Source organism: Pseudomonas sp. H3_E07 (assembly GCF_054668895.1).
This window is the reverse complement of sequence record NZ_CP162795.1, coordinates 4,358,008-4,374,854: the sequence shown is the minus strand read 5'-3', so window position 1 is coordinate 4,374,854 and position 16,847 is coordinate 4,358,008. Positions and strand designations below refer to the sequence as shown.

The window sequence follows — 16,847 nt, the reverse complement described above, 5'->3', positions numbered from 1 at the left end:
CTGCTGACAGGTGGGGGATAGTGACTGATCTGCACAGGCTGCTTTTCTCCGCACGGCTCGACCGCAGCGTTGACCGCTGAATCGACTACTGCTGTGCGCTGGAGAGCTGGCATGGGCTGATCATGTGTGAAGGGATAAGAGGCTAGGACTATAACCAGCCGGCGATAGGTTTTGCAATCTTCATGAATGGAGGAGTTTTAACGTGGGCCCAGTAGGACTGGGTCGCTATAATACCGCCCAGATTTTTCCAAGGATTTCCCATGATCGCATTGCCCTGGCTGTACCTGGTGCTTCTTTCCATCGGCTATCTGCTGGCCTTGATCTACGGGCAGCTGGGGGCGCTGGCGGGCGTGTCCGTCGCCCTGCTGCTGATCGCCGCCTACGCCGTACGCCAGCAACGCACGCCGTGGGCGCGCTACCTGGGTCACGGGCTGTTTATCGTATTGGCCCTGGGCCTGGCGATGCACTGGTTGCCGGGTTTCTACAACGGACGTGGTATTGCTCCGCAACGCCTTACCGACGATGCCGTGCCCTTCTCGATGTACCTGAACCAGGACAAACCGCTGATTGGCTTCTGGCTGCTGCTGGCCTGCCCGTGGATTGTGGCGCGGCGTTCGCTGCGCTTATCGATCTGCGTGGCCGCCCTCGCCTTGACGCTCACCGCCATCGCGGCCTTGGGCGGCGCCGCCTTGCTGGGGATGATCACCTGGGCGCCGAAATGGCCGGAACAGGCCTGGTTATGGGTGCTGAATAATTTGCTGCTGGTGACTCTTGTCGAAGAAGCGCTGTTTCGTGGTTATGTCCAGGGCGGCTTGAGCAGGCGCTTCAAGCACCTGCCCTATGGAGAAAACCTCGCGTTGCTGCTGGCATCCCTGCTATTTGGCCTGGTGCACCTTGGGGCAGGCTGGCATTGGGTACTGCTGGCGAGCATTGCAGGCGTCGGTTATGGCCTCGCTTATCGCTTTGGCGGACTGGGTGCAGCCATTGCCACGCACTTTGGCCTGAATCTGCTTCACTTCGGGTTGTTTACCTACCCGATGCTGGCCAGCTGATTATTACAAAATTAAGCTAAATAAAAGCCCGCTGCGGCCGACAACCCTTGAAAGCCTTGCGGATTGAACAATCATGCGTAATAACCAACCCGTTACCCAGCGCGAACGTACCTTCCCCGCTCAGCAACGGTTGATCTCCACCACAGATGCCAAAGGCGTGATCACCTACTGCAACGACGCTTTCGTCGAGATCAGTGGGTTCTCCCGCGACGAACTGGTGCGTGCCCCGCACAACCTGGTGCGTCACCCGGATGTGCCGCCGGCGGTGTTCGCGCACATGTGGTCCACGCTCAAACAAGGCTTGCCATGGATGGGCATCGTCAAGAACCGCTGCAAGACCGGTGATCATTACTGGGTTAACGCCTACGTGACGCCCGTTTTCGAAGGCAATCAGGTGGTCGGCTACGAATCGGTGCGCATCAAGCCCACCGCCGAGCAGATCCGCCGTGCCGAAGCGCTCTACCACCGCATCAACCAGGGCAAGTCGGCGATCCCCCAACGGGACAAGTGGCTGCCGGTGTTGCAGGACTGGCTGCCGTTTATCCTGGTGAGCCAATTGAGCTTCATGATTGGTGCGTCGCTGAACTCCCACTGGGGCTTTGCCCTGGCGGCGGGGTTGTCGGTGCCGTTGGGCCTGCTGGGCCTGAGTTGGCAACAGCGCGGCCTCAAACGCTTGCTGCGCCTGGCTGAGCAGACCACGTCCGACCCGTTGATCGCGCAGATGTACACCGACAGCCGTGGCGCCCAGGCGCGTCTGGAAATGTCGATCCTCAGCCAGGAGGCACGTCTGAAGACTTGCCTGACGCGCTTGCAGGACACCGCCGAACACCTCAACGACCAAGCCGCGCAGTCCAACACCCTGGCGCATAACAGCTCCAGTGGCCTGGAACGCCAGCGCGTCGAGACCGAACAGGTGGCGACCGCAGTCAATCAGATGGCAGCCACCACGCAGGAAGTCGCCAGCCACGTGCAGCGCACCGCCGATGCGACCCAGGAGGCTAACCGCCTGACCGGTCGCGGCCGCGATATCGCCGGGGAAACCCGCGAGGCGATCCAGCGTCTGTCAGTGGCCGTGGGCGAGACCGGTGTGACCGTCACCCAACTGGCCAAGGACAGCGATGAAATCGGCGGCGTGGTCGATGTGATCAAAGGCATTGCCGATCAGACCAACCTGCTGGCACTCAACGCCGCCATCGAAGCGGCCCGTGCCGGCGAGATGGGCCGTGGTTTTGCGGTCGTCGCCGACGAAGTCCGTCAACTGGCACAGCGCACCGCTGAATCAACCGGGCAGATCCATGCCTTGATCGCCAAGCTGCAGCAGACCGCTGCCGCCGCCGTGCAAACCATGGACGCCGGGCATCGCCAGGCCGAAGAAGGCGTGGCGCGGGTGATGGAGGCCGATCAGGCGTTGGTGGGCATCAGTGAAGCGGTGGCGCATATCACCGACATGACTACCCAGATCGCGGCAGCGACCGAAGAACAAAGCTCGGTGGCAGAAGAGATCAGCCGTAATATCAGCACAATTGCGCTGTTGGCGGACCAGACGTCGGAACAGGCGATGAACTCGGCGCAGTTGAGTGAAGAGCTGACCCATACGGCGAATACCCAGTATTCGCTGGTGGAGCGGTTTAACCGGTAGACCGCTTTCGCGAGCAAGCCCGCTCCCACATGTTGATGTGTGAATGCATTCAAATGTGGGAGCGGGCTTGCTCGCGAAGGGTCCCTAACAGGCGCCGAGAAACTCAGCGACCTTCACCGCTGCAGCCGCCAAATGCTGCTGATGCGTAAACCCCGACGCCTTCAACGGCTTCAAATCATGATCCCCCGCCACCAACCACATCACCTCGATGCTCGGCGATAACACATACCCCTCCACCGTCGCCCGATTCCCCAGGGCATCGCGCTCGCCCTGCACAATCAAGGTCGGCGTCTTCAACCCAGCCAGATGCTCAGTGCGTGGCTTCTCCGGTTTACCCGGCGCATAGAACGGATACCCCAGGCACACCAACCCATCGGCGCCCACTTCATCAGCCAATAAACTGGCCATGCGCCCGCCCATGGACTTGCCGCCAATGGCCAGTGTCCCAGCGACATGACGTCGCACCTCGGCAATCACCTCGCGCCAGGCCTCCAGCAGTTTCGGTGCCGGGTTCGGCGGGCGCTTGCCGCCGTCGACACGGCGTTGAGCCATGTAGGGAAACTCGAAGCGCAACACGCTGACCCCATGCCCGGCAAGGCGTGCAGCCATGTCATTCATGAAGGATGAGTCCATCGGTGCACCAGCGCCGTGGGCCAGGATCAGCGTCACAGGTTCACGTCCCGCAACCGTCGACGCGACATCCCACAACCAGCCGTGTTCCCGCACACACTGCGCCCATTGATCCCCGTCAATACTGGCCTTGTGCTCTTTGCCCATGCTTGCCTCGCTATTCAGTCTGCCTATAACTCCAGCCCAAGTGCCGCACTTGCTTGGGTTGAACCGTGGATGGGGAACCATGAACACTACTTTAAGTACCGCCTATAACTACAAGGTGGTCCGCCAATTCGCCATTATGACGGTGGTGTGGGGCATCGTCGGCATGGGGCTCGGGGTTTTTCTCGCCGCCCAATTGGTCTGGCCTGCACTCAACTTCGACTTGCCTTGGACCAGCTTCGGCCGCCTGCGCCCGTTGCACACCAACGCGGTGATCTTCGCCTTCGGCGGCTGCGCGCTATTCGCCAGCTCTTTCTACTCGGTACAACGCACCTGCCAAACCCGGCTGTTCGCGCCGAAGATCGCCGCGTTCTGCTTCTGGGGCTGGCAGTTGGTCATCCTGTTGGCCGCGATCAGCTTGCCGCTGGGCTACACCAGTTCCAAGGAATACGCCGAGCTGGAATGGCCGATCGACATCCTCATCACCATCGTCTGGGTGGCCTACGCCATCGTGTTCTTCGGCACGGTGATGAAGCGCAACACCAAGCACATCTACGTCGGCAACTGGTTCTTCGGTGCGTTCATCATCACCGTGGCGATCCTGCATATCGTCAACAACCTGGAAATCCCGGTCAGCCTGACCAAGTCCTACTCCCTCTACGGCGGTGCGACGGATGCCATGGTGCAGTGGTGGTATGGGCATAATGCGGTAGGCTTTTTCCTCACCGCCGGTTTCCTCGGCATGATGTATTACTTCGTGCCCAAGCAGGCCGAGCGTCCGGTGTATTCCTATCGCTTGTCCATTGTGCACTTCTGGGCGCTGATCACCCTGTACATCTGGGCCGGCCCACACCACTTGCACTACACCGCGTTGCCTGACTGGGCACAGTCCCTGGGCATGGTGATGTCGCTGGTGCTGCTGGCACCGAGCTGGGGCGGCATGATCAACGGCATGATGACCTTGTCGGGTGCCTGGCATAAATTGCGCAGTGACCCGATTCTGCGCTTCCTCGTCGTCTCCCTGGCCTTCTACGGCATGTCGACGTTCGAAGGCCCGATGATGGCGATCAAGACCGTCAACGCCCTCTCCCACTACACCGACTGGACCATCGGCCACGTACACGCTGGCGCCCTCGGTTGGGTGGCGATGATCTCCATCGGCGCGCTGTACCACATGATCCCGAAAGTCTTCGGCCGCGAGCAGATGTACAGCCTAGGCCTGATCAACGCGCACTTCTGGCTGGCCACCATCGGCACCGTGCTCTACATCGCCTCGATGTGGGTCAACGGCATCGCCCAGGGCCTGATGTGGCGTGCAATCAACGAAGACGGCACCTTGACCTACTCCTTCGTCGAAACCCTGGTGGCCAGCCACCCTGGTTTCATCGTGCGGCTGGTGGGCGGTGCGGTGTTCCTCTGCGGCATGTTCCTGATGGCTTACAACACCTGGCGCACCGTGCGTTCGGCGCAGCCCGTCGAAGCCACCACCACTGCGCAGCTGGCCTGAGGAGTCTGTGATGAAACACGAAACGATTGAAAAGAACGTCGGCCTGCTGATGCTGCTCATGGTGCTGGCCGTGAGCATCGGCGGCCTGACCCAGATCGTCCCGCTGTTCTTCCAGGACGTCACCAATAAACCGGTGGAAGGCATGAAGCCCTACACCGCGCTGCAATTGGAAGGCCGTGACATCTACATCCGCGAAGGCTGCGTACAGTGCCACTCGCAGATGATCCGCCCGTTCCGCGCCGAGACCGAACGCTATGGCCACTACTCGGTGGCGGGCGAAAGCGTGTGGGACCACCCGTTCCTGTGGGGCTCCAAGCGCACCGGCCCGGACCTGGCACGCGTCGGCGCCCGCTACTCGGACGACTGGCACCGCGCGCACTTGTACAACCCGCGCAACGTGGTGCCCGAGTCGAAAATGCCGGCCTACCCGTGGCTGGTCACCGCCGCCGTCGACAGCAGCCACACCGAGACCAAGTTGAACGTGATGCGCACCCTCGGCGTGCCGTACACCGACGACGACATCAATGGTGCCGTGGCCAGCCTCAAGGGCAAGACCGAGATGGACGCACTGGTCTCGTACCTGCAAGTGCTCGGCACTGCCATCAAGAGCAAGAGGTGAGCCATGGGATTTGAATTCGATGCGGGCACCATCCGCGGCCTCGGCACGCTGGTGGTTGCTATCGCCTTTATCGGCCTGTCGTTGTGGGTGTTCAACAACCGGCGCAATGCGGAATTCGAGCAGGCGCGCCTGCTGCCCTTCGCCGATGAACCTTCTCCATCCGACGCTCAAGAAGAGCCTGCAATAAGGAGCACTCGGCCATGACCCTATTCTGGAGTACATGGATCTGCGTATTGACCCTCGGCAGCCTGATCGGCCTGACCTGGCTTTTGGTCGGCACCCGCAAGGGCGAGACCAAGGGCAGCGTCGACCAGACCATGGGCCACGCCTTCGACGGCATCGAGGAATATGACAACCCGCTGCCCCAGTGGTGGTTCATGCTGTTCGCCGGCACCCTGGTGTTTGCGGTCGGCTACCTGATCCTCTACCCGGGCCTGGGCAACTGGAAAGGCGTGTTGCCAGGCTATCAAGACGGCTGGACCCAGACCAAGGAATGGGACAAGGAAATGGCCAAGGCCGACGCCAAGTTCGGGCCGATCTTCGCCAAGTTCTCGGCCATGCCCGTGGAAGAAGTCGCCAAAGACCCGCAAGCGCTGAAAATGGGCGGTCGCCTGTTTGCCTCCAACTGCGCGGTGTGCCACGGCTCGGACGCCAAGGGCGCGTTTGGTTTCCCGAACCTGGCGGACAACATCTGGCGCTGGGGCGGTTCGGCCGAGGCGATCAAGACCACCATCCTGAACGGCCGTCATGCGGCGATGCCGGCCTGGGGTGACATGCTCGGCGATGAAGGTGTGAAAAACGTCGCCGCCTATGTGCGTCACGACGTGGCCAAGCTGCCCCTGCCGGCTGACAGCAGTGCCGACCTGGCGGCTGGCCAAACGGCGTTCAACACCACCTGTGTTGCCTGCCACGGTCCGGAAGGCCACGGCATGGAAGCCATGGGTGCGCCCGACCTGACCAAACCGGCCGGCTACATCTATGGCACCAGCCTCGCGCAGTTGCAGCAGACCATCCGTCACGGCCGCCAAGGCCAGATGCCGGCGCAGGAAGTGCTGCAAGGCAATGACAAGGTGCACCTGTTGGCCGCCTACGTTTACAGCCTGTCCCACAACGCTGATGGCGCAACGCCAGAAAGCCAGCCCGAGTAACCCCTGAACTGCCGCCCCACCATGGGGCGGCAGCTCGACTTCGCACGCGACCAAGTGTCACACCCTTCCAAAGCCCACCTTTCCCCCCCTCACTTTCGGGTCTACGCTTGTTCCCAAAGCGGACCAATCCTGGCGTACGCGACGGCATTCGTTGCGACCCCAAAATTTTCCTGTCCACTCGATCAGCTTTTGATTTCGAATTTTGTCCTTACGCCAAACATGGAAAGGGCGCAGAATCTGGCGTGGAACGCATTGATACAGGTCAGCCATTGCGTTGCAATGGCCCCTCGCTTTCTACATACTTGCGGCCGATTTTACCTATAAAAAAACCTAAACCGTGGAACCTTAGAATGAGCACAGCAATCAGTCCGACTGCTTATAACTATAAGGTAGTCCGCCAGTTCGCCATCATGACGGTGGTCTGGGGGATCCTTGGCATGGGGCTCGGGGTGTTCATCGCCTCGCAACTGGTTTGGCCGGAATTGAATTTCGGTTTGCCATGGACAACCTTTGGCCGCCTGCGCCCGCTGCACACCAACCTGGTGATCTTCGCCTTCGGCGGATGTGCATTGTTTGCCACCTCCTACTATGTCGTGCAGCGAACCTGCCAGACGCGACTGATCTCCGACAGCCTCGCGGCCTTCACCTTCTGGGGTTGGCAAGCGGTCATCGTCGGCGCCATCGTCACCCTGCCGATGGGGTACACCACCACCAAGGAATACGCCGAGCTGGAATGGCCCATCGCCATTTTGCTCGCCATCGTGTGGGTGACCTATGCCGTGGTGTTCTTCGGCACCATCGTCAAGCGCAAGACCAAGCACATTTATGTGGGCAACTGGTTCTACGGCGCGTTCATCCTGGTGACGGCGATGCTGCACATCGTCAACCACGCGTCGTTGCCGGTCAGCCTGTTCAAGTCCTACTCGGCCTACGCCGGGGCCACGGATGCGATGATCCAGTGGTGGTACGGCCACAACGCCGTAGGTTTCTTCCTCACCACCGGTTTCCTGGGGATGATGTACTACTTCGTGCCGAAACAGGCCGAACGTCCTATTTACTCGTATCGCTTGTCCATCGTGCACTTCTGGGCGCTGATCACCCTGTACATCTGGGCCGGTCCGCACCACTTGCACTACACCGCGCTGCCGGATTGGGCGCAGTCGCTGGGCATGGCGATGTCGATCATCCTGCTGGCGCCGAGCTGGGGCGGCATGATCAACGGCATGATGACCCTGTCGGGCGCGTGGCATAAATTGCGCACCGATCCGATCCTGCGCTTCCTCGTGGTATCGCTGGCCTTCTACGGCATGTCGACCTTCGAAGGGCCGATGATGGCGATCAAGACCGTCAACTCACTGTCCCACTACACCGACTGGACCATCGGCCACGTACACGCCGGCGCTCTCGGCTGGGTGGCGATGATCTCCATCGGTGCGATCTACCACATGATCCCCAGACTGTTCGGCCGCGTGCAGATGCACAGCGTCGCGCTGATCAACACCCACTTCTGGCTGGCCACTATTGGCACCGTGCTCTATATCGCCTCGATGTGGGTCAACGGCATCACCCAAGGCCTGATGTGGCGTGCGATCAACGATGACGGCACCCTCACCTACTCCTTCGTCGAAGCGCTGCAAGCCAGCCACCCGGGCTACATTGTCCGCGCCCTGGGCGGTGCGTTCTTTGCCGCCGGCATGCTGTTCATGGCCTACAACGTCTGGCGCACCGTGCGTGCCTCCGACCCGGCAGAAGCCGAAGCCGCCGCCAAGATCGCCGTTGTGGGAGCTCACTGATGAAGCATGAAGTAGTCGAGACGAATATCGGCCTGCTGGCCTTCTTCATGGTCATCGCCGTGAGTATCGGCGGCCTGACCCAGATCGTTCCGCTGTTCTTCCAGGACGTGACCAACAAGCCGGTCGAAGGCATGAAGCCGCGCACCGCCCTTGAACTGGAAGGCCGCGACGTCTACATCGCCAACGGGTGTGTCGGCTGCCACTCGCAGATGATCCGCCCGTTCCGCGCCGAAACCGAACGCTACGGCCACTACTCGGTCGCCGGCGAAAGCGTGTGGGACCACCCGTTCCTGTGGGGTTCCAAGCGCACCGGCCCGGACCTGGCCCGTGTCGGTGGGCGTTACTCCGATGACTGGCAGCGCGCGCACTTGTACAACCCGCGCAACGTGGTGCCTGAATCGAAAATGCCGGCGTACCCGTTCCTCGTGGAAAACAAGCTCGACGGCAAGGACACCGCGAAGAAGATGGAAGTCTTGCGCACCCTGGGCGTGCCCTACACCGACGAAGACATCGCCGGTGCAGCCGCAGCCGTAAAGGGCAAGACCGAAATGGACGCACTGGTGGCCTACCTGCAAGGCCTGGGCACCATCATCAAAAGCAAACGGTGATTCTTCATGGATATCGGGATGATTCGTGGCCTGGGCACCGTTGTGGTGATGGTGGCCTTTATCGGCCTGGCGTTGTGGGTGTTCAGCCCCAAGCGCAAGTCGGAGTTTGAAGACGCGACCTTGCTGCCCTTTGCGGATGATCCCGAAGCCATCAAGCACGTCGAGCAAGCTTCTAGGAGTAACAAAGAATGACTACGTTCTGGAGTCTGTACGTCACAGTCCTCAGCCTGGGTACCATCTTCGCCCTGACCTGGCTGCTGCTGTCGACCCGCAAGGGCCAGCGCGCCGAGCAAACCGACGAGACCGTCGGCCACTCGTTCGACGGCATCGAGGAGTACGACAACCCCCTGCCCAAGTGGTGGTTCATGCTGTTCGTCGGCACCATCATCTTCGCCCTCGGCTACCTGGCGCTGTACCCCGGCCTGGGTAACTGGAAGGGCCTGCTGCCGGGCTACAGCTACCTCGACAACGACAAGCAAACCCCCTTCGCCAACGGCCAGACCGGCTGGACCGGCGTGCACGAATGGGAAAAGGAAATGGCCAAGTCGGACGCCAAGTTCGGCCCGATCTTCGCCAAATTCGCGTCGATGCCGATTGAAGAAGTCGCCAAGGACCCACAAGCCTTGAAGATGGGCGGCCGCCTGTTCGCCTCCAACTGCTCGGTGTGCCACGGTTCCGACGCCAAGGGTGCCTATGGCTTCCCCAACCTGACCGATGCCGACTGGCGCTGGGGGGGCGAGCCGGCCACCATCAAGGAAACCATCATGAAAGGCCGCCATGCGGTGATGCCGGCCTGGCTGGATATCCTCAAGGAGCAAGGCGTCAGTGATGTGGCGGCATTCGTCGTCACCAACCTCGACGGCCGCAAGCTGCCCGAAGGCGTGAAAGCCGATGTGGCCAACGGCGAGAAACTCTTCGCCGCCAACTGCGTGGCCTGCCACGGTCCTGCCGGCAAAGGCACCCCTGCCATGGGCGCGCCCGACCTGACCCATCCGGGCGCGTTCATCTACGGTTCGAGCTTTGCTCAACTGCAACAAACCATCCGCTGGGGCCGCCAGGGCCAGATGCCTGCTCAGGAGCAACTGCAAGGCAACGACAAAGTGCACTTGCTGGCAGCGTATGTGTACAGCTTGTCCCATGGGGATAAGAAGGCTGAAGAGCAGTAACCACTCGAAAAGACCAAAGCCCCGTGCAGCGCAAGCTGGCGGGGCTTTGGTCTTTCTGGCTCCCAGAAGCTGTCCAAATTGGAGCACATGACCGTTTGTAGCCTCCGACTTGCCGCCGTCGACTTCCAAGTAGTAACGTAACTACATGAAGTCTGACGGAGGGGGCCACCTCATGACCATCACAACCATTTCCAGCCGCGAATTCAACCAAGACACAAGTGGTGCCAAAAAAGCCGCCCGCCAGGGGCCGGTTTTTATCACCGATCGCGGCAAGCCTGCCCATGTACTGCTAAGTATTGAGGACTACCAGAAACTGACAGGGCTCAATGCCGATATCGTTGATCTGCTAGTGATGCCGGAAGCGGCCGATATCGACTTCGAAACCGAACGTGCCGTGATCACTCATCGACCCGTGGACCTCTCTTGATGTATCTGCTCGACACCAACGTTATCTCCGAACTGCGTAAACCCCACGCCGATGCAAAGGTGGTCGCCTGGGCCAAAAGTGTGATCGCTCCACGCATGTTTATTTCAGCGATTACGCTGAAAGAATTGGAAACCGGGGTCTTGCGTGTTGAGCGCCGAGACCCGGCACAAGGGAAGGTGCTGAGAACCTGGCTCAAGCGCCATGTAATGCCCGCTTTTGATGCCAGGATTCTGCCGGTGGATGCTGCGGTTGCACTGCGCTGTGCACATCTGCAGGTTCCTGACCGGGCCAATGAAAGCGATGCACTGATCGCCGCTACTGCTCTAGTACATGGGTTAACCGTCGTTACGCGCAATGTCAGTGATTTCAAATCCAGCGGCGTTTCACTGATTAACCCATGGGACGAATGACCGCCCTACCCGCAAAAACCGTCCATACTTGCCAAGTCAATTGATCCAGATCACGTACACCATCAATTGATTTTCCCCAACGCGACCAAAGGTCGCACCCCTGACATACCCTCAGGGGCGTATCATCAGGCCACTGCAACACCCTTAATTTGACCCCGGTTGGCACGTACTGGCCGAGGCAAATCTCCACCGCCGTGGGATGCAATGATGAGCAACCAGATACCGGTACATGACGTTACCCCGCCTGCCAAACACACAAACGGTTCCGACAGTAAAACCGTCGACCTCTACGCCTCGCGAGAGAAAATCTACACCCGTGCCTTCACCGGCCTGTTCCGCAATCTGCGCATGCTCGGTGGTGCCGGTCTTTTCCTGCTCTACTTCGGCACCGTGTGGCTGAACTGGGGTGGCCACCAGGCCGTGTGGTGGAACCTGCCGGAGCGTAAGTTCTTTATTTTTGGCGCGACCTTCTGGCCCCAGGACTTCATCCTGCTCTCGGGCATTCTTATCGTCGCGGCGTTTGGCCTGTTCTTTATCACGGTGTATGCCGGTCGTGTATGGTGCGGCTACACCTGTCCGCAAAGCGTGTGGACGTGGATCTTCATGTGGTGTGAAAAGGTCACCGAAGGCGACCGCAACCAGCGCATCAAGCTCGATAAAGCACCGATGGGTGCCAACAAATTCCTGCGCAAGTTCAGCAAACACACGCTGTGGCTGCTGATCGGTTTTGTCACCGGCATGACCTTTGTCGGCTATTTCTCGCCGATCCGCGAACTGGTGTTCGACTTCTTTACCGGCCAGGCCGATGGCTGGTCGTATTTCTGGGTGGGGTTCTTCACCCTCGCCACCTATGGCAACGCCGGCTGGCTGCGCGAACAGGTGTGCATCTACATGTGCCCGTATGCACGCTTCCAGAGCGTGATGTTCGACAAGGACACCCTGATCGTTTCCTACGATCCACGCCGTGGCGAACTGCGTGGCCCGCGCAAAAAAGGCGTCGACTACAAGGCCCAGGGCCTCGGCGATTGCATCGATTGCACGATGTGCGTGCAGGTGTGCCCCACCGGCATCGACATTCGCGACGGGCTGCAGATCGAGTGCATCGGCTGCGCCGCGTGTATCGACGCCTGCGACAACATCATGGATAAGATGGAGTACCCGCGCGGCCTGATCAGCTACACCACCGAGCACAACCTGTCGGGGCAGAAAACCCACAAGCTGCGCCCGCGCCTGATCGGTTATGCGCTGGTGCTGCTGGCGATGATCAGCCTGTTGGTGGCGGCGTTCTTCATGCGCTCTTTGGTGGGTTTCGACGTGAGCAAGGACCGTGTGCTGTATCGCGAAAACGCCGAAGGCCGCATCGAAAACGTCTACAGCCTGAAGATCATGAACAAGGATCAGCGCGACCACACCTACGTGCTCGACGCCGCCGGCCTGCCGGACCTCAAGCTGCAAGGCCGCCGCGAAATCAAGGTGGCTGCCGGTGATATCGTCAGCATGCCGGTCGAGCTGTCGAGTGCGCCGGAACAATTGCCGTCGAGCACCAACGAGGTGAAATTCATCCTCACCGATGCCGATGACGCCAGCGTCCACATTGAAGCCAAGAGCCGATTCATCGGCCCGCAAGTTCGTTAATCAAGAGAACCGAACAATGTCCGTAGCAACTGCCGCAAGCCCCTGGTACAAGCACCTCTGGCCCTGGATCATCATTGCCATCCTGGCCTGCTCGGTGACGCTGACCCTGTCCATGGTGACCATCGCAGTGAACAACCCGGACAACCTGGTCAACGACAACTACTACGAGGCCGGCAAAGGCATCAACCGCTCCCTGGACCGCGAACTGCTGGCCCAGACCCTGCAACTGCGCGCCAAGGTGCACCTGGATGAGCTGACCGGTGAAGTCGAGGTGAACCTCACCGGCAACAGCAACCCGACTACCCTGGAATTGAACCTGATTTCTCCGACCCAGCCGGAGAAGGATCGCAAGATCAACCTGGCCCGCAGCGCCAGCGAGCCTGGCCGCTACATCGGCCAAGTCACCGACAAGGTCGAAGGCCGTCGCTTCGTCGAGTTGCTCGGCGTGGAAGGCGACCGCACCTGGCGCATGTTCGAAGAAGAACAGGTCAGCCACGACAAGGACTTGCTGTTGGGCGATGAACCGTTGCAGGGTGCCGAAGACCTGAAGAAGTAACGAACCTGCGCTTCGCGCATCGCGGGCAAGCCCGCTCCCACATTGGATCGCGGTCCCCTGTGGGCGCCGGGCTTGCCCGCGATGAGGCCCTCACAGCCGACTAAGATCCATAACCATGACCAGCCCGATCCCCTGCTACCACTGCGCCCTGCCCGTCCCGCCCGGCAGCCGCTTCACCGCAGTGATCCTCGGCGAACGCCGCGAACTCTGCTGCCCCGGCTGCCAGGCAGTGGCCGAAGCGATTGTCGCCGGCGGCCTGGAAAGCTACTACCAGCACCGTAGCGAAGCCTCGGCCAACCCTGAGGCATTGCCGGTGCAACTGGTGGACGAGCTGGCGCTGTATGACCGCGCCGATGTGCAAAAACCTTTCGTGCGCCACGAAGGCGAACTGGCCGAAGCCACCTTGTTGATGGAAGGCATCAGCTGCGCGGCCTGCGGCTGGCTGATCGAAAAACACCTGCGCAGCCTGCCCGCCGTGGCCGAGGCGCGATTGAACCTGTCCAACCATCGACTGCAGGTGCGCTGGGCCGACGGGCAACTGCCGCTGAGCCAGCTGCTCAGCGAATTGCGCCATATCGGCTACGCTGCCCACCCCTATCAGCCGGACCGCGCCGCCGAGCAACTGGCCAGCGAAAACCGCCTGGCCCTGCGCCAATTGGGCGTGGCGGGTCTGCTGTGGTTCCAGGCGATGATGGCAACCATGGCCACCTGGCCGGAATTCAATATAGACCTCAGCCCGGAGCTGCACGTGATCCTGCGTTGGGTGGCGATGTTTCTTACAACACCCATCGTGTTCTACAGCTGCGCACCGTTTTTCAAGGGTGCTATGCGCGACTTGCGCACCCGCCACCTGACCATGGACGTTTCGGTGTCACTGGCCATCGGCGGTGCTTATCTGGCGGGGATCTGGACCGCGATCACCGGTGTGGGTGAGTTGTACTTCGACGCGGTGGGCATGTTCGCGCTGTTTCTGCTGGCCGGTCGCTACCTTGAGCGCCGCGCCCGTGAACGCACGGCCGCGGCCACCGCGCAGTTGGTCAACTTGCTGCCCGCGTCGTGCCTGCGGCTCAAGGCCGACGGCCAGAGCGAACGCATCCTGCTGCCCGAACTGGCGCTGGGCGATCGTGTGTTGGTGCATCCGGGCGCCGTGCTGCCAGCGGATGGCGTGATTCTGGAAGGCCAATCGAGCATTGATGAATCCCTGCTTACCGGCGAGTACCTGCCGCAACCCCGCCAGGCTGGCGACGCGGTCACGGCAGGCACGCTCAATGTCGAAGGCGCGCTGACCGTCGAAGTGCGCGCCTTGGGCCACGACACCCGCCTGTCCGCCATCGTGCGCCTGCTGGAACGGGCCCAGGCGGAGAAACCGCGCCTGGCGCAAATCGCCGACCGCGCCGCGCAGTGGTTCCTGTTGTGTTCGCTGATGGCCGCCGCGCTGATCGGCCTGCTGTGGTGGGAGCTGGACGCGTCGCGGGCGTTCTGGATTGTGCTGGCAATGCTGGTGGCGACCTGCCCTTGCGCGCTGTCCCTGGCCACCCCCACCGCCCTCACCGCCGCCACCGGCACCTTGCACAAACTCGGCCTGCTGTTGACCCGAGGCCATGTGCTGGAAGGGTTGAACCAGATCGACACGGTGATTTTCGACAAGACCGGCACCCTGACCGAAGGGCGCCTGGCATTAAGGGCGATCCGGCCCCTCGGCCCCCTGAGCACCGACCTGTGCCTGAGCCTCGCCGCCGCCCTGGAAAACCGTTCCGAACACCCGATTGCCCGCGCCTTTGGGCGAGCGCCACTGGCCGCTGATGAGGTCATCAGTTCGCCAGGGCTGGGCCTGGAAGGGCACGTCGGCGAGCGCGTATTGCGCATCGGCCAACCCGGTTTTGTGTGTGAACTCAGTGGCTGCCCGATTCCTGCCGAACCGCAAGTGTCGGGCCAGTGGCTACTGCTGGGCGATCGCGAAGGCGCCCTGGCCTGGTTCGTACTCGACGACCGCCTGCGCAGCGACGCCCCTGCATTGCTGGCCGCGTGCAAGGCACGCGGCTGGCGCACACTGTTGTTGTCCGGAGACAGCTCGCCGATGGTCGCCAGTGTCGCGGCTGAGCTGGGTATCGATGAAGCCCACGGCGGCCTGCGCCCCGATGACAAGCTGCAAGTCCTGCAACAACTGCACAAGGAAGGCCGCAAGGTGCTGATGCTCGGCGATGGGGTCAACGATGTACCGGTGCTTGCCGCCGCCGACATCAGCGTGGCAATGGGCACGGCCACCGACCTGGCCAAGACCAGCGCCGATGCCGTGCTGCTGTCCAACCGCCTGGACGCCTTGGTACAAGCCTTTACCCTGGCGCGGCGCACCCGTAGGGTGATCATTGAAAACCTGCTGTGGGCCGGGCTGTACAATGGCCTTATGCTGCCGTTTGCCGCCCTGGGTTGGATCACCCCGATCTGGGCCGCCGTGGGCATGTCCCTCAGTTCGTTGACCGTGGTGCTCAACGCCCTGCGCCTGACTCGCCTGCCGAGCGCGCCGGCGACCCGAGCCCCCTCAGTAACCCGCCCGCTGCCGGTGTGAGCCGCAGGGACATGGAGTGCAGATGCCAGCTTTATACGTGATGATTCCGGCGGCGCTGCTGTTAGTGGGCGTGGCCATCTACATCTTCTTCTGGGCGGTGGACAGCGGCCAGTACGACGACCTCGACGGCCCCGCCCATAGCGTGCTGTTCGACGATCAGGACCCGAACCACCTGGCCGGCGTCGAAGAAGCCAACCACCCCGAGCAACCGCCTAAAGACCCGCCCCATGCTTGAACTGGCGCCCCTGCTGGTCTCCGCACTGATCCTCGGCCTGCTGGGCGGCGGCCATTGCCTGGGCATGTGCGGCGGGCTGATGGGTGCGCTGACCCTGGCGATCCCCAAGGAACAGCGCGGTCGCAGGTTTCAACTGCTGCTGGCCTACAATCTGGGCCGCATCTTCAGCTATGCCGCGGCCGGGGTGTTGATCGGCCTGGCGGGTTGGGCAGTCGCCAACAGCCCGGCCGCCCTGTTCATGCGTGTACTGGCCGGGTTGTTGTTGATCTGCATGGGCTTGTACCTGGCCGGCTGGTGGAGTGGCCTCACCCGTATCGAAAGCCTCGGACGCGGCCTGTGGCGCTACATACAGCCCGTCGCCAACCGTTTGCTGCCCGTGTCCAGCGTGCCGCGCGCATTGCTGTTGGGCGCGCTGTGGGGTTGGTTGCCGTGTGGGTTGGTCTACAGCACCCTGCTGTGGGCGGCGAGCCAAGGCAATGCCTGGGACAGCGGGCTGCTGATGCTCGCATTTGGCCTGGGCACCTGGCCGGTCTTGCTGGCGACGGGGTTGGCCGCTGAACGGGTGACGGCGTTATTGCGAAAGCGCAGCGTGCGGATGGCGGGTGGTTTGCTGGTCATGCTTTTCGGTATCTGGACGTTACCCGGCCCACACCAGCACTGGCTAATGGGCCATTAAATCGCCATGTGGCATAGCGCCGCTCCCCGTTGATGC

The 16,847-nt window shown here is 61.5% G+C and carries 18 protein-coding genes; 17 read left to right on the top strand and 1 reads right to left on the bottom strand.

Going from position 1 to position 16,847, the window contains the following annotated elements; genetic code table 11:
* Nucleotides 1-260 precede the first annotated feature (260 nt).
* Nucleotides 261-1,052, top strand: coding sequence for a CPBP family intramembrane glutamic endopeptidase (locus AB4O08_RS20130; RefSeq protein ID WP_154974147.1), 792 nt, complete (start codon nt 261-263; stop codon nt 1,050-1,052).
* 73 nt (nt 1,053-1,125) lie between these two features.
* Entirely contained in the window at nt 1,126-2,691 is a 1,566-nt protein-coding gene (locus tag AB4O08_RS20125) for a methyl-accepting chemotaxis protein (protein ID WP_010208570.1), read from the top strand.
* Nucleotides 2,692-2,775: 84 nt separating this feature from the next.
* On the opposite strand, the gene AB4O08_RS20120 is transcribed toward AB4O08_RS20125, so the two are convergent.
* Entirely contained in the window at nt 2,776-3,468 is a 693-nt protein-coding gene (locus AB4O08_RS20120; RefSeq protein ID WP_460114304.1) for an alpha/beta fold hydrolase, read from the bottom strand.
* 79 nt (nt 3,469-3,547) lie between these two features.
* Between AB4O08_RS20120 and ccoN (AB4O08_RS20115) the strand changes: the two genes are divergently transcribed.
* The 15 genes from ccoN (AB4O08_RS20115) (at nt 3,548) to AB4O08_RS20045 (ending at nt 16,811) form a co-directional block, all read left to right on the top strand.
* Nucleotides 3,548-4,972: a cytochrome-c oxidase, cbb3-type subunit I gene (gene ccoN / locus AB4O08_RS20115; protein ID WP_021490914.1), complete on the top strand. Its 1,425-nt coding sequence runs from the start codon at nt 3,548-3,550 to the stop codon at nt 4,970-4,972.
* A gap of 10 nt (nt 4,973-4,982) precedes the next feature.
* On the top strand, nt 4,983-5,591 hold the full coding sequence (gene ccoO, locus AB4O08_RS20110; protein WP_010208565.1) for a cytochrome-c oxidase, cbb3-type subunit II: 609 nt from the start codon (nt 4,983-4,985) through the stop codon (nt 5,589-5,591).
* Between the two features lie 3 nt (nt 5,592-5,594).
* Nucleotides 5,595-5,795, top strand: a complete 201-nt coding sequence (locus AB4O08_RS20105) for a cbb3-type cytochrome oxidase subunit 3 (protein ID WP_010208563.1) — start codon at nt 5,595-5,597, stop codon at nt 5,793-5,795.
* Nucleotides 5,792-6,739, top strand: coding sequence for a cytochrome-c oxidase, cbb3-type subunit III (gene ccoP / locus AB4O08_RS20100; RefSeq protein ID WP_252959271.1), 948 nt, complete (start codon nt 5,792-5,794; stop codon nt 6,737-6,739). Before AB4O08_RS20105 ends, ccoP (AB4O08_RS20100) begins: the two co-directional genes overlap by 4 nt.
* 350 nt (nt 6,740-7,089) lie before the next feature.
* Nucleotides 7,090-8,532 (top strand): cytochrome-c oxidase, cbb3-type subunit I, encoded by a 1,443-nt coding sequence (ccoN, locus tag AB4O08_RS20095; protein WP_460114303.1) that lies wholly within the window; start codon nt 7,090-7,092, stop codon nt 8,530-8,532.
* On the top strand, nt 8,532-9,140 hold the full coding sequence (ccoO, locus tag AB4O08_RS20090; RefSeq protein ID WP_460114302.1) for a cytochrome-c oxidase, cbb3-type subunit II: 609 nt from the start codon (nt 8,532-8,534) through the stop codon (nt 9,138-9,140). Before ccoN (AB4O08_RS20095) ends, ccoO (AB4O08_RS20090) begins: the two co-directional genes overlap by 1 nt.
* 6 nt (nt 9,141-9,146) lie before the next feature.
* A complete protein-coding gene (locus AB4O08_RS20085) occupies nt 9,147-9,332 on the top strand; it encodes a CcoQ/FixQ family Cbb3-type cytochrome c oxidase assembly chaperone (protein WP_003175465.1) in 186 nt (61 codons plus the stop codon).
* Nucleotides 9,329-10,306, top strand: a complete 978-nt coding sequence (gene ccoP / locus AB4O08_RS20080) for a cytochrome-c oxidase, cbb3-type subunit III (RefSeq protein ID WP_010208556.1) — start codon at nt 9,329-9,331, stop codon at nt 10,304-10,306. Before AB4O08_RS20085 ends, ccoP (AB4O08_RS20080) begins: the two co-directional genes overlap by 4 nt.
* 172 nt (nt 10,307-10,478) lie before the next feature.
* The gene (locus tag AB4O08_RS20075; RefSeq protein WP_010208555.1) at nt 10,479-10,733 is read left to right on the top strand and encodes a type II toxin-antitoxin system Phd/YefM family antitoxin; all 255 of its coding nucleotides are present in this window, start codon (nt 10,479-10,481) and stop codon (nt 10,731-10,733) included.
* Nucleotides 10,733-11,143, top strand: a complete 411-nt coding sequence (locus AB4O08_RS20070) for a type II toxin-antitoxin system VapC family toxin (protein WP_252959269.1) — start codon at nt 10,733-10,735, stop codon at nt 11,141-11,143. The genes AB4O08_RS20075 and AB4O08_RS20070 overlap by 1 nt, the downstream gene beginning before the upstream one ends.
* Nucleotides 11,144-11,350: 207 nt before the next feature.
* Nucleotides 11,351-12,778: a cytochrome c oxidase accessory protein CcoG gene (ccoG, locus tag AB4O08_RS20065; RefSeq protein ID WP_010208552.1), complete on the top strand. Its 1,428-nt coding sequence runs from the start codon at nt 11,351-11,353 to the stop codon at nt 12,776-12,778.
* A 16-nt stretch (nt 12,779-12,794) separates the two neighbouring features.
* Complete coding sequence (locus AB4O08_RS20060) at nt 12,795-13,334, top strand: FixH family protein (RefSeq protein ID WP_010208551.1); 540 nt, start codon at nt 12,795-12,797, stop codon at nt 13,332-13,334.
* 115 nt (nt 13,335-13,449) lie between these two features.
* Nucleotides 13,450-15,900, top strand: coding sequence for a heavy metal translocating P-type ATPase (locus tag AB4O08_RS20055; protein ID WP_042571903.1), 2,451 nt, complete (start codon nt 13,450-13,452; stop codon nt 15,898-15,900).
* A gap of 22 nt (nt 15,901-15,922) precedes the next feature.
* Entirely contained in the window at nt 15,923-16,135 is a 213-nt protein-coding gene (ccoS, locus tag AB4O08_RS20050; RefSeq protein ID WP_010208549.1) for a cbb3-type cytochrome oxidase assembly protein CcoS, read from the top strand.
* The gene (locus tag AB4O08_RS20045) at nt 16,128-16,811 is read left to right on the top strand and encodes a sulfite exporter TauE/SafE family protein (RefSeq protein WP_010208548.1); all 684 of its coding nucleotides are present in this window, start codon (nt 16,128-16,130) and stop codon (nt 16,809-16,811) included. The genes ccoS and AB4O08_RS20045 overlap by 8 nt, the downstream gene beginning before the upstream one ends.
* The last annotated feature ends 36 nt before the right edge of the window (nt 16,812-16,847 follow it).